This is a genomic window from Azospirillum lipoferum 4B (assembly GCF_000283655.1).
GTDB lineage: Bacteria > Pseudomonadota > Alphaproteobacteria > Azospirillales > Azospirillaceae > Azospirillum > Azospirillum lipoferum_C.
Genome location: NC_016586.1, coordinates 736,845 through 747,500 on the forward strand (window position 1 = coordinate 736,845; position 10,656 = coordinate 747,500).

At 66.6% G+C, this 10,656-nt stretch carries 13 protein-coding genes (1 of these 13 cut by a window edge); 8 read left to right on the forward strand and 5 right to left on the reverse strand.

Going from position 1 to position 10,656, the window contains the following annotated elements; genetic code table 11:
* Nucleotides 1-58: 58 nt before the first annotated feature.
* Nucleotides 59-1,330, reverse strand: a complete 1,272-nt coding sequence (locus AZOLI_RS21525; RefSeq protein WP_014189256.1) for a S8 family peptidase — start codon at nucleotides 1,328-1,330, stop codon at nucleotides 59-61.
* A gap of 257 nt (nucleotides 1,331-1,587) precedes the next feature.
* Here AZOLI_RS21525 and napE point away from each other — a divergent pair, with 257 nt between their 5' ends.
* From napE to AZOLI_RS21550, 6 genes are read left to right on the forward strand one after another with little or no spacing between them, the layout of a single operon-like run.
* Nucleotides 1,588-1,815 carry a periplasmic nitrate reductase, NapE protein gene (napE, locus tag AZOLI_RS33775; protein WP_081505999.1) on the forward strand — a complete coding sequence of 76 codons (228 nt, stop codon included), beginning with the start codon at nucleotides 1,588-1,590 and terminating at the stop codon, nucleotides 1,813-1,815.
* Nucleotides 1,816-1,829: 14 nt separating this feature from the next.
* On the forward strand, nucleotides 1,830-2,345 hold the full coding sequence (gene napF / locus AZOLI_RS21530) for a ferredoxin-type protein NapF (RefSeq protein ID WP_014189257.1): 516 nt from the start codon (nucleotides 1,830-1,832) through the stop codon (nucleotides 2,343-2,345).
* The gene (locus AZOLI_RS21535; RefSeq protein ID WP_014189258.1) at nucleotides 2,332-2,628 is read left to right on the forward strand and encodes a chaperone NapD; all 297 of its coding nucleotides are present in this window, start codon (nucleotides 2,332-2,334) and stop codon (nucleotides 2,626-2,628) included. The genes napF and AZOLI_RS21535 overlap by 14 nt, the downstream gene beginning before the upstream one ends.
* Before the next feature lie 55 nt (nucleotides 2,629-2,683).
* Nucleotides 2,684-5,176, forward strand: a complete 2,493-nt coding sequence (gene napA, locus AZOLI_RS21540) for a periplasmic nitrate reductase subunit alpha (protein WP_014189259.1) — start codon at nucleotides 2,684-2,686, stop codon at nucleotides 5,174-5,176.
* Nucleotides 5,177-5,191: 15 nt separating this feature from the next.
* Nucleotides 5,192-5,689, forward strand: a complete 498-nt coding sequence (locus tag AZOLI_RS21545) for a nitrate reductase cytochrome c-type subunit (RefSeq protein WP_014189260.1) — start codon at nucleotides 5,192-5,194, stop codon at nucleotides 5,687-5,689.
* Nucleotides 5,686-6,396 (forward strand): cytochrome c3 family protein, encoded by a 711-nt coding sequence (locus AZOLI_RS21550; RefSeq protein WP_014189261.1) that lies wholly within the window; start codon nucleotides 5,686-5,688, stop codon nucleotides 6,394-6,396. The genes AZOLI_RS21545 and AZOLI_RS21550 overlap by 4 nt, the downstream gene beginning before the upstream one ends.
* Before the next feature lie 63 nt (nucleotides 6,397-6,459).
* Here the strand turns inward: AZOLI_RS21550 and AZOLI_RS21555 are convergent, their stop codons facing one another.
* The 4 genes from AZOLI_RS21555 to AZOLI_RS21570 all read right to left on the reverse strand — a co-directional run bounded on the left by AZOLI_RS21555 (nucleotide 6,460) and on the right by AZOLI_RS21570 (nucleotide 9,290).
* On the reverse strand, nucleotides 6,460-7,362 hold the full coding sequence (locus AZOLI_RS21555) for a ParB/RepB/Spo0J family partition protein (protein WP_014189262.1): 903 nt from the start codon (nucleotides 7,360-7,362) through the stop codon (nucleotides 6,460-6,462).
* Complete coding sequence (locus AZOLI_RS21560) at nucleotides 7,352-8,359, reverse strand: AAA family ATPase (RefSeq protein WP_014189263.1); 1,008 nt, start codon at nucleotides 8,357-8,359, stop codon at nucleotides 7,352-7,354. The genes AZOLI_RS21555 and AZOLI_RS21560 overlap by 11 nt, the downstream gene beginning before the upstream one ends.
* 84 nt (nucleotides 8,360-8,443) lie before the next feature.
* A complete protein-coding gene (locus AZOLI_RS21565) occupies nucleotides 8,444-8,653 on the reverse strand; it encodes a hypothetical protein (RefSeq protein WP_162488346.1) in 210 nt (69 codons plus the stop codon).
* 427 nt (nucleotides 8,654-9,080) lie between these two features.
* Nucleotides 9,081-9,290 carry a cold-shock protein gene (locus AZOLI_RS21570; protein ID WP_014189265.1) on the reverse strand — a complete coding sequence of 70 codons (210 nt, stop codon included), beginning with the start codon at nucleotides 9,288-9,290 and terminating at the stop codon, nucleotides 9,081-9,083.
* A gap of 493 nt (nucleotides 9,291-9,783) precedes the next feature.
* On the opposite strand from AZOLI_RS21570, the gene AZOLI_RS30500 reads away from it, so the two are divergent.
* Together AZOLI_RS30500 and AZOLI_RS21580 are read left to right on the forward strand one after the other, a co-directional pair.
* Complete coding sequence (locus tag AZOLI_RS30500) at nucleotides 9,784-10,419, forward strand: ParA family protein (RefSeq protein ID WP_014189266.1); 636 nt, start codon at nucleotides 9,784-9,786, stop codon at nucleotides 10,417-10,419.
* A protein-coding gene (locus tag AZOLI_RS21580) for a DUF3102 domain-containing protein (protein WP_014189267.1) crosses the window boundary here: on the forward strand, nucleotides 10,412-10,656 show its 5' end (the start). It continues 343 nt past the right edge of the window; only the first 245 of its 588 coding nucleotides appear in the window; the start codon lies at nucleotides 10,412-10,414; the stop codon falls past the right edge of the window. Before AZOLI_RS30500 ends, AZOLI_RS21580 begins: the two co-directional genes overlap by 8 nt.

The window sequence follows — 10,656 nt, forward strand, 5'->3', positions numbered from 1 at the left end:
GCCGCCCGCCCGGATTGGAAGCGGGCGTCCTTATAACGCTTCTTACCCGATATTCTTATCACACGGTCGGCTGGATGTTGGTACCTGCCAGGATGGATAGGGCCTTGGGTGCGTTGGGAATGCCCCGGTTGCCGCGTGGTATCGGCATGGACGAGGGGCGCCCGCAAGACGCCAGAATTGCATGTTCCAGATCGTTCGACGTGGCGCTTGGCATCGCCTGGAGCAGCAGGGCCGCGAGGCCTGCGACGTGGGGCGTCGCCATGGAGCTGCCGTCCATGGTCATGTAGCCACCGTTCGGCACGCAGGACAGGACGTTCACCCCCGGCGCCACCAGATCGGGAACGATCGGGTCATCGGTTCGGTTGAAACGCTGGCTGCTGGAGAAATCGGCGACTTCGTCCCGCTCGTTCGACGCGCCGACCGACAGCACGTTGGTGTAATTGCCCGGCGAACGGCTGGAATTGGCGTACTCGTTGCCGACAGCGATGACCGGCAGCACGTCGTTGGCTCGCAGCGCGTCCACGATGGCCTGGAAAGCCGGAGTATAGCCGCGCAACCCCAGCGACATGCTGAGGATGCGGACGCCGTAGCCCAAAGCCCACTCCATCCCGCCGACGATGCGGTCCACTACGTCGCCGCCCTCGATCACCATGGCGCTGGCGAGCTTTGCCCCCGGCGCCACGCCGAAAGAACCCCTTTCCGTCTTTCGGCCCACGATGGTGCCGGCGGTGTGGGTGCCGTGGTCGTCGCTGTCGCGGACTTCCGCATTTTCCACCAGATCGCCACGCAGATCGAACTCCGCGAACGCCTCTATCGCATCCTTGAGCGCGGAGTGGGAGCCGTCCACTCCGGTGTCGAGATGGCCGACGATCACGCCTTTGCCGGTGATCCCCCGGCTCCACAGTTCCGGAACACCCAGCCGTTCGATGCCCCAGGTCGGCTTTGAGGTCGGTTTTGAGTTCGGCTTTGCATCCTCCATAATGACCGGACGGATCAGGCTGATCTGCGGCGCCTCGACCAGCTTCTTCACCCGTGAGTCCGAGCGCAATTCCTTGGCACCCTGCCGGTCCACATAGCCCAGTGCCAGCCCCAGGCGCGGATAGATGCGGACGGCGGGTCCGACCGCCGTGGCGACCGCCTCGCCGCTGGAGTGGCTGGCCGCCGCCCGCGCGAGGTCGCTTTCCAGCATGGTGTCCGGGATCACGAAATGCCTGGCCAAGTCATCCGGTACGGCGGGGGACTTCAACGTCGCCGAGACGGACTTCTTGAAGACGACGATGGCCTTGGCATAGCCCATGGCCGCCAAGGACTGATCGAGTGTCGAAGTCATATTCTTCCTCCCGTTCCGGTTGTATTTCGGCCAGCGTGGCGAAGCACGGTTACCAAGTTGTTGACGCCGGCTCCGCTACCGCTGAACAGCGGTGGGGGGCGGCGCGCACCGAGGTGCCGCGCCGTGACGGTCGATGTTCCCATTGGAGCCAAATCCCCCGATGGCATACCCCTTCGGGGCAATCGGCTTGGGCGAGACGTTTCCGGCAATTTGCGGTTGGAACGGTCAGCCCGAGATAAAGCAGAAGGCCGCATCCCATGAGCGTAGCCCGGCAGACCAGCCCAGCCCGCAACGCCGATGCCTCAATCTCTGCCGACCCGCGCCCTCCGGTCGAGCCGGGGATCCGCAGGCGAGAGATCGCGATGTTCCTGCTGCTGGCCGTGTTCATCTGGCCGGTGCTGTCGGTCGCGGTGGTCGGCGGCTATGGCTTCATCGTGTGGATGTCGCAGCTGATCCTGGGGCCGCCCGGTCCGCCGCCAGTCTGACGGGGGCCGGTCCCATGGCCGACGATGCCATAGACCGGGGACGGAGGGGCTTCCTGCGGGGACGGCCGGCAAGCGGTCCCGCACCGATCCATCCCCCCTGGTCGCGGCCCGATTACTTCACTTCCCTTTGCACCCGTTGCGGCGCCTGTGCCGACGCCTGTCCGGAGGCGATCCTGCGTCCGGGCGACGGCGGCTATCCGGAGGTCGACTTCACGCGCGGCGAATGCAGCTTCTGCGGCGCCTGCGCCGATGCCTGTGCCGCGCCGATCTTCGACCGGACCGCCATACCCTGGGCGCTGCGTGCGACCGTCACGGACGATTGTCTGTCGGTGCGGCGGGTGGTGTGCCGCAGCTGCCAGGATGCCTGTCCGGAAGGGGCGATCCGTTTCCAGCCGGCGCCGGGCGGGGCGGCCCACGCGCGCATCGACGAGTTCGCCTGCACCGGCTGCGGCGCCTGCGTCGCCGCCTGCCCGGCCGGTGCCGTGACCCTCGACCACCAGACCGGGAGCCCAGCCCATGCCGTCCGATGACACCACTGGATTGGCGCCCGCCGGCGAACTCCACATCGCCTCGCTGCTGCTGCATGTGCGGCCCGACCGGCAGCCGACGGTCCGCGCGGCCATTGCGGCCATGCCCGGCACCGAGCTTCACATCGAACAGTCCGGCAAGATGGTGGTCACCGTCGAAGGACCGCATGAGGGGTGGATCGCCGACCGCATGACCGCACTGCATCTGCTGGACGGCGTGTTCTCCGCGGTCATGGTCTTCCACCATGTCGACCAGGGGGAGGCATTTGTGCCTTCCGAACCCTGAACCCTCCCTGCCCTGCCCGTCCGACCCGAATGCCAGAAGAGAAGGGGGAACGCCCATGTTGGACCGTCGCGATTTCATCAAGGCCCAGGCGGTCGCCGCCGCCGCCGCCGCGGGCGGGATCGGCCTGCCGGCCGCCGCCCAGCCGTCGATGGTGGCGGGCGAGGACGCGATGCTGAAATGGTCCAAGGCGCCCTGCCGCTTCTGCGGAACCGGCTGCGGCGTGATGGTCGCGACCAAGGACAACCGCGTGGTCGCCACCCACGGCGACATGCAGGCGGAGGTCAACCGCGGCCTGAACTGCGTGAAGGGCTATTTCCTGTCCAAGATCATGTATGGCGAGGACCGCCTGACCCAGCCGCTGCTGCGCATGCGCGACGGCAAGTACCATAAGGACGGCGAGTTCCAGCCGGTGTCGTGGGACCGCGCCTTCGACGAGATGGCCAGCCAGTGGAAGCGCGTGCTGAAGGCCAAGGGACCGGATGCGGTCGGCATGTTCGGCTCCGGCCAATGGACGATCTGGGAAGGCTATGCGGCGTCCAAGCTGATGCGCGCCGGCTTCCGCACCAACAACCTGGACCCCAACGCCCGCCACTGCATGGCGTCGGCCGCCGTCGCCTTCATCCGCACCTTCGGCATGGACGAGCCGATGGGCTGCTACGACGATTTCGAGCATGCCGACGCCTTCGTGCTGTGGGGCTCCAACATGGCGGAGATGCACCCCATCCTGTGGACGCGGATCACCGACCGCCGGCTGGTGCACAGCCATGTGAAGGTGGCGGTGCTGTCGACCTTCGAACATCGCAGCTTCGAGCTGGCCGACATCCCGATGATCTTCGAGCCGGGAACCGATCTGGCGATCCTGAACTACATCGCCAACCACATCATCCAGACCGACCGGGTGAACAGGGCGTTCGTCGGGAAGCACTGCAACTTCCGCCTGGGGCAGAAGGACATCGGTTATGGCCTGCGCCCGGAAAGCGTGCTGGAGGTGCGGGCGGCCAACGCCAAGGACCCGGCGGATTCCAAGCCTATCGACTTCGGCGCCTTCGCCAAGTTCGTCAGCACCTACACGCTGGACTACACCGCCGAGCTGACCAAGGTGCCGAAGGAAAGGCTGCTGGCGCTCGCCGAGATGTATGCGGATCCGAAGACCAAGGTCATGTCGCTGTGGACCATGGGGTTCAACCAGCATGTCCGCGGCGTGTGGGTGAACCACATGGTCTACAACATCCACCTGCTGACCGGGAAAATCTCCGAGCCCGGCAACAGCCCCTTCTCGCTGACCGGCCAGCCGTCCGCCTGCGGCACCGCGCGCGAGGTCGGCACCTTCTCCCACCGGCTGCCGGCGGACATGCAGGTCGCCAACCCCACCCACCGCGCTCACACCGAGCGGGCGTGGAAGCTGCCCAAGGACCTGCTGTCGGCCAAGATCGGCTACCACGCCGTCCAGCAGGACCGCATGCTGAAGGACGGCAAGCTCAACGCCTACTGGATCATGGTGAACAACAACCTCCAGGCGGCTCCCAACAGCGCCAACGAGACCTATCCCGGATACCGCAATCCTGAGAATTTCATCGTGGTGTCCGACGCCTACCCCACCGTCACCGCCTCGGCCGCCGACCTGATCCTGCCGGCCGCCATGTGGGTGGAGAAGGAAGGCGCCTACGGCAATGCCGAACGCCGCACCCATTTCTGGCACCAGCTGGTCACCGCACCGGGCGAGGCGCGCTCCGACCTGTGGCAGCTGATGGAGTTCTCCAAACGCTTCACCACGGACGAGGTGTGGCCGGCCGACGTGCTGGACGCCAACCCTTCCTATCGCGGCAAGTCGCTGTTCGACGTGCTGTACCGCAACGGCAATGTCGACCGCTTCCCCCTGTCGGACGTCGATCCCGACTATGCCAACGACGAGTCCATGGATTTCGGCTTCTACGTCCAGAAGGGCCTGTTCGAGGAATATGCCGATTTCGGCCGCGGCCACGGCCACGATCTGGCGCCTTTCGACAGGTACCATCAGGAGCGCGGCCTGCGATGGCCGGTGGTGGACGGCAAGGAGACGCGCTGGCGCTACCGCGAGGGGCTGGACCCCTTCGTCAAGCCGGGCGAAGACGTCCGCTTCTACGGCAACCCGGACGGCAAGGCCAACATCTTCGCCTTCCCCTACGAGCCGCCGGCCGAGGAACCCGACAAGGATTTCGACCTGTGGCTGGTGACGGGCCGGGTGCTGGAGCATTGGCACAGCGGTTCCATGACCATGCGGGTGCCGGAGCTGTACAAGGCGATGCCGATGGCGCTGGTCTTCATGCATCCCGACGACGCCAAGGCGCGCGGCCTGCGCCGCGGGTCGGAGGTGAAGGTGATGTCGCGGCGCGGCGAGATGCAGACGCGGGTGGAGACGCGCGGGCGCAACAAGCCGCCGCGCGGCGTGGTCTTCGTGCCCTGGTTCGACTCCGCCCGGCTGATCAACAAGTGCACGCTGGATGCCACCGACCCGATCAGCAAGCAGTCCGACTTCAAGAAGTGCGCCGTCAAGATCGTCGCGGTCTGAGGGAGGAGTTGAGCCATGCGTCCCCATCACCTCGCCGCGCTGGCGGTGCTGCCCTTCCTCGTGCCGGCGATGCTGTCGGCCCAGAGCAGCGGCGGACCTGCCGAACCGCGCCGGCTGGACTCGCCCTTCCGGCCGCCGGTGAACTTCGTCGAGCAGATCTCGCCGCCGCCGATCCCGCCCGACGTCACCGACGACCGCCGGGTCGCCCGCAATTACCCGGAACAGCCGCCGGTCATCCCGCACAATATCCGCGACTACCAGATCACGCTGAACAACAACCAGTGCCTGACCTGCCACAGCCGCCGCTTCACCGAGGCGGTGCAGGCGCCGATGGTCAGCATCACCCATTACGTCGACCGCGAGGGACAGACGCTGGGTGCCGTCTCGCCACGGCGCTATTTCTGCATGCAGTGCCATGTGCCGCAGACGAGGGCGCAGCCCATCGTTCCCAACACCTTCACCGATCTCGATACCCTGGTCAGCCGGCCATCCGACCGGGGAGACCGGCGATGAAGGCGCGCATCCCGGTGTCGGTGCGGCGGGCCTGGCAGACCATCTCCCGTCCCAGCCGAAGCCTCAGCCTCGGCTTCCTGACGCTGGGCGGCTTCCTGGCCGGGGTGTTCTTCTGGGGCGGCTTCAACACCGCGCTGGAGGCCACCAACACCGAGGCCTTCTGCATCAGCTGCCACGAGATGCAGGCGAACGTCTATGAGGAGCTGAAGCAGACCATCCACTTCACCAACCGGTCCGGCGTGCGGGCGACCTGTCCCGACTGCCATGTCCCGCACGAGTGGACCGACAAGATCGCCCGCAAGATGCAGGCATCGAAGGAGGTCTGGGGCAAGATCTTCGGCACCATCGACACCCGCGACAAGTTCCTCGCCATGCGCCGCGAACTGGCGGAACATGAATGGGCGCGGCTGAAGGCCAACAACTCCCTGGAATGCCGCAACTGCCACAGCGCCGATTCCATGGACATCACCAAGCAGGGCGCGCGGGCGGCGCGCATCCACGAGCAGTATCTGTTCACCGGCGAGCGAACCTGCATCGACTGCCACAAGGGCATCGCCCACCGCCTGCCCGACATGCAGGGCGTCCCGCCGGGGTGGAGCGAGGCGTCCGACAATCCGCAGAAGCCCATCGGCCATTGGCTGGCCAGCACGGGGGTGGGTGATGGGGCTCACGGCGGAATGGCCCTGCCCGCCCCAGCCCCGCGGTGACCCTGCCGGTCGGAATCCGACCACCCGCCTGCATAGCGCGTGGTGGTCGGATTCCGACCAGTCCTATTCGGTGGCCGCCAGCACCGCGTCGATGGATGCCCGCATCTCCAGCAAGGCCTGACGGTCGGTCTCCGACAGCGGCTGCGGCTTCTCCTGCAACTCCCTCAGCACGTCACGCGCCTGGAACACCGGCTTGGCCGCACGTTTGGGCAGGGCGCTGAACGCCACGCCGGCCGGCGCACTGACCGCTGGGCGCTTCGCCGCCGTCTCCGGCGACGCTGCAGCAGGATCGGCGGCGGGGGAGGGTGGGGCGCCCGCATCCGACCGCTTCAGCTTTTCCCAGGCCCGCAGCTGCTCGTCCTGGTCCTCGATTGCCGCCAGTGCCTCCAGCTTCGACTTGGTCGGGCGCAAAGCGGCGTAGTCGGCGCGGATGGCCGGCGCCAGACGCTGGAAGGACAGCATCATGGTGACGTAGGTCTTCTTGCGGCCAAGCGCGTCGGCGAGCTGCCGGTGCGAATAGCCGTGCCGCTCGGCCAGACGGAACAGGGCGTCGGATTCCTCCAGAGGGTTCAGGTCGCTCCGCTGCAGGTTCTCGACGATGGCGATCTCCTCGTCGTCGTCGCCGGTGAACAGGATGCCGAAGATGGTTTCCCGCCCGAGCAGCCGCATCGCCCGCAGCCGCCGCTCGCCATAGACCAGCTGCCAACGGTCGTCGGCGATCTGGCGCACGCCGACCGGCTGCTGCAGCCCATGGCGTTCGATGGAGGCGGCGAGGCCCTGCAACTCCTCCTCGTCGAACTCGCGCCGCGGCTGGTTCGGGTTGGGGGCGATGCGGTCCAGCGGCACTTCGACCAGATGGGGGGCATGGCGGCTGAGGCCGAACAGCGCATCCTTCACGCGGGCGGCGGCCGTGCTGTTGGCGCTCTGGGCGGATTTCTGCGCCTTGCCCAGCAGACTACGCGACACGGTCGACCTCCTTCATGCGGATGATGCGTTCCTCGACCAGGGCGGCGGCGACATCACGGTAGACGGCGGCACCGGCGACATCGGGCATGGCCTCGACCGCGGCGCGGCCGACCGAAGTCGCCTGGGCATAGACCGAAGCCTTCGGTACCGGATCGAAGACCCGCAGATGGGGGCCGTACTGCTCCTGGATCTGCTCCAGAACCTCGCGGTCGTTGCGCTCGCGCTGTTTGTAGATGGTCGGAACGATGCCCAGCACCGACAGGGCGGTGTTCATCCGGCGCCGGATCTTGGCGACATTCTCCAGCAGGAAACCCATGCCGAGCAGGCTGAACTTTTCTGTCTGGCACGGGATGATGGCGGTGTGGGCGGCCACCATGGCGTTCTTCGTCAGCTCGCCGATGTTGGGCGGCGTGTCGATGATGATGAAGTCGAAGGTCCGCTTCGCCGCGGCGATCTTCTCCTTCATGATGAAGTCGCCGCCGGCTTCCTTGCCCAGTTCGACCTCCGTCTCGGCCAGCCGGATGGAGGAGGGGGCGACCCGCAGCCCGCTCTCCTCGACGGTGACCAGGATGTCGCGCAATTCCAGGTCGCCATGCATGACGTAGTAGAGGGTCTTGGCGTCGGCCTCCAGCGTGTAGGAGTCGATGCCGAGATGCTGCGTCGCGTTGGCCTGCGGATCGCAATCGATCAGCATCGTCGCATAGCCCTGGAGGGCGAGGGCGGAGGCGATGTTGACGGCGGACACCGTCTTGGCGCAGCCGCCCTTCTGGTTCGCCACGACGACGACCAGCGCCGGCCCGCCCAGCTTCTCGACCCCGGCGGCATCGCGCCGGATCAGCGCGTCGAGCGCCGCCGGGATGCGCTCGGCATCATTCTCCCAGCGGCTGACCTTCTGCTTGTCGTAGCGGCGCTGCAGCCGTTCGTTCAGCCAGACGGCGAATTCGGACTGCGACAGCCCCTTCGCCTCGCGGTAGGTCCGCAACTCCTCGCCCTTCACCGTCACCTCCCCGACATGAGCCGGGCGGGAGGGTAGGGGTAGACGCTACGCCGGTCAAGAATGCCGTGGCAGAGGGCGTTCCGTCTACTGGGGAGCGTCTACTGCCGCCGCCACCTTCTTGCTGCGGCGCGGTGCGCGCGTGGAGGGAAGGGCGGCCAGTTTCTCCTTCCGGGCCGCGACCTCCGCCCGGATGGCGGGCAGGGCGGCGTCGGCGGCCGTCCGCTGCTTCGGCGTCCCGCTGAGGGCAAGCCGCTCGGCGTTGGTGGCCAGCGTGGTCAGGTCGGTGTCGGCCATGCCCGGGAGTCTGTCGATCAGGTCGATCATGCTGCAATCCTGCTTTGGGTGCGGGGGAGGGGACGATGGCCGCGATGGAGACCGGAGCGTCGGCCGCCGGCTTTCCTGCCGGGGGGCAGGGGTAGGGGCAGGGGCGGCGGGGCCGTTGCTGTCCCATCCTGCGGTCCAGCATTGCGCCAGACCGCTGTCGGGCGGGTGCGGGTTCGATGAACTGGCGGTGCCGGCGGTGGCGGCCAGCCGCCCTGCCATGTGGGCGACACGCATCCACGGATCGGCGGAACCTGCTGGCGATGTCGGAACGGCTTTCTTATGGGGCATGCCCACTCCGGTCCCGGACCCCGGGAGAAAAGTGCAGGGGACGAAAAGCAAAAGGGCGGCCCGAGGCCGCCCTTCTGGATCGCATCAGGATCGTGCCGTTCCGCTACGCTCAGAGCGCACGCAGGTTCTCGGCCGAAACCTTGCCGCGGCGCGGATCGCGAACGGATTCGAACGACAGCTTCTGGCCTTCGTTCAGGTTGCCCATCCCAGCACGCTCGACGGCGGAGATATGAACGAAAACGTCATCGGAGCCGTCTTCCGGCTGGATGAAACCGAAGCCCTTGGTTGAATTGAACCACTTAACAGTACCGTTGGCCATGGGGCAGTGTCCTTTCCCGGGTTGCCGAGCTCAACATGAGCCAAGCATCAAATTCACCTAAGGCAGGAAGTTCAGCCTTCTGGAAGCTGAAAAACACAAAACCCAGAGCAACTTCGACCTGCCAAACCTGGGCGTTTGTCCGGACGATTGCAAGGAAAAATCCGGGAATGGCCGGCGTTTTTATTTTCCCGGACAGTATGATGGATCTGTGAAGTCCTGATTCACAATCGTCTTTTTCTGGCTATAGCCGTTCTCCCGCAACGGGTTACGGCCGATCCTGTACCCGGACCGGGCGGGCTGCGGACATCGTCGCCGGAAGGCCGCCGGAAGATGGATCCGGAAACCATCATGAGGGGCCAAGGGCATCGGCCGAATGGTGGGGGCGGGGCAGAGGCTCCGCGTCAGCCACGCTGATACCGCCGATGGGGTGCGTTGACTTTGGCCGCCGCTCTGGCGCAGCTTGCGGGCCTGACCTCAGCCAGGGTGGGACGCCATGCCGATCATCACGTCAGCCAGCACGAAGGGCGGGCCGGGAAAGACGACCCTGTCGCTCTGTCTTGCTGACCACTGGCGCCGGGCCGGCCGCAAAGTGGAGTTGTTGGACATCGATCCCAACCGCAACCTGACCCAGTGGATCAAGGCGGCCGGGGCGCCGATAACCTGCACCACGGTCGACGAGGACGACATCATCGAGGCGGCGACCGAGGCCGAACAGCGGGCGGATTGGGTCGTCATCGATGTCGCCGGCGTGCTGGCGCGCGGGCTGGTGCATTCCATCGGCGTCGCCAATGCGGTGCTCATCCCGTCGCGTCCCGACCTGAAGGATGCGCTGGAAGCCGCGCGCACCTATCAGCATGTGATCGCGGAGCAGAAGATGGCGCAGCGCCGCGATCCGCAGGCGCGCATTCCGGCTGCCGTGGTTCTGATGCAGGTGAACCGCCGCGCCCAGGCTGCCGGCTTCGCCCGCGAACAGCTCTCCGCCCTGAAGGTGCCGCTGCTGCCGGCGGAAATCCCGTTGCGCACCGCCTATCAGAACTATTCCTTTGCCGGCCTGCCGCTGGACGATGCCATGGTGCGCGGCGACTTCGCCGAACTGGCCGCAAGCGTGGAAGACCTGATCCATGGCTAGGAAGCTGACCCCGCGCATCGTCACCGCCGACGAGGTATCGGACATCCTCACTCCGTCGGAGGTCCCGGCTCCGCGCCTGTCGCGCCGGCCTGCCCCGGCCAGACTTCGCACCCGTGCGAACTTCGCCGACGTGATCCTCAGCCTGTGGGCAGAGGCGGAGGAGAATTTCCTGGCGATCGGCCGCTATCTCAACCATGCCAAGACAGTGTTGGAGCATGGCGAGTTCATGGCGATGGT

Excerpts from the sequence above, each read along its gene's own strand:
- AZOLI_RS21525 (WP_014189256.1), bottom strand. The coding sequence starts at position 1,330 with ATGACTTCGACACTCGATCAGTCCTTGGCGGCCATGGGCTATGCCAAG.
- napE (WP_081505999.1), top strand. The coding sequence starts at position 1,588 with ATGAGCGTAGCCCGGCAGACCAGCCCAGCCCGCAACGCCGATGCCTCA.
- napF (WP_014189257.1), top strand. The coding sequence starts at position 1,830 with ATGGCCGACGATGCCATAGACCGGGGACGGAGGGGCTTCCTGCGGGGA.
- AZOLI_RS21535 (WP_014189258.1), top strand. The coding sequence starts at position 2,332 with ATGCCGTCCGATGACACCACTGGATTGGCGCCCGCCGGCGAACTCCAC.
- napA (WP_014189259.1), top strand. The coding sequence starts at position 2,684 with ATGTTGGACCGTCGCGATTTCATCAAGGCCCAGGCGGTCGCCGCCGCC.
- AZOLI_RS21545 (WP_014189260.1), top strand. The coding sequence starts at position 5,192 with ATGCGTCCCCATCACCTCGCCGCGCTGGCGGTGCTGCCCTTCCTCGTG.
- AZOLI_RS21550 (WP_014189261.1), top strand. The coding sequence starts at position 5,686 with ATGAAGGCGCGCATCCCGGTGTCGGTGCGGCGGGCCTGGCAGACCATC.
- AZOLI_RS21565 (WP_162488346.1), bottom strand. The coding sequence starts at position 8,653 with ATGGCCGACACCGACCTGACCACGCTGGCCACCAACGCCGAGCGGCTT.
- AZOLI_RS21570 (WP_014189265.1), bottom strand. The coding sequence starts at position 9,290 with ATGGCCAACGGTACTGTTAAGTGGTTCAATTCAACCAAGGGCTTCGGT.
- AZOLI_RS30500 (WP_014189266.1), top strand. The coding sequence starts at position 9,784 with ATGCCGATCATCACGTCAGCCAGCACGAAGGGCGGGCCGGGAAAGACG.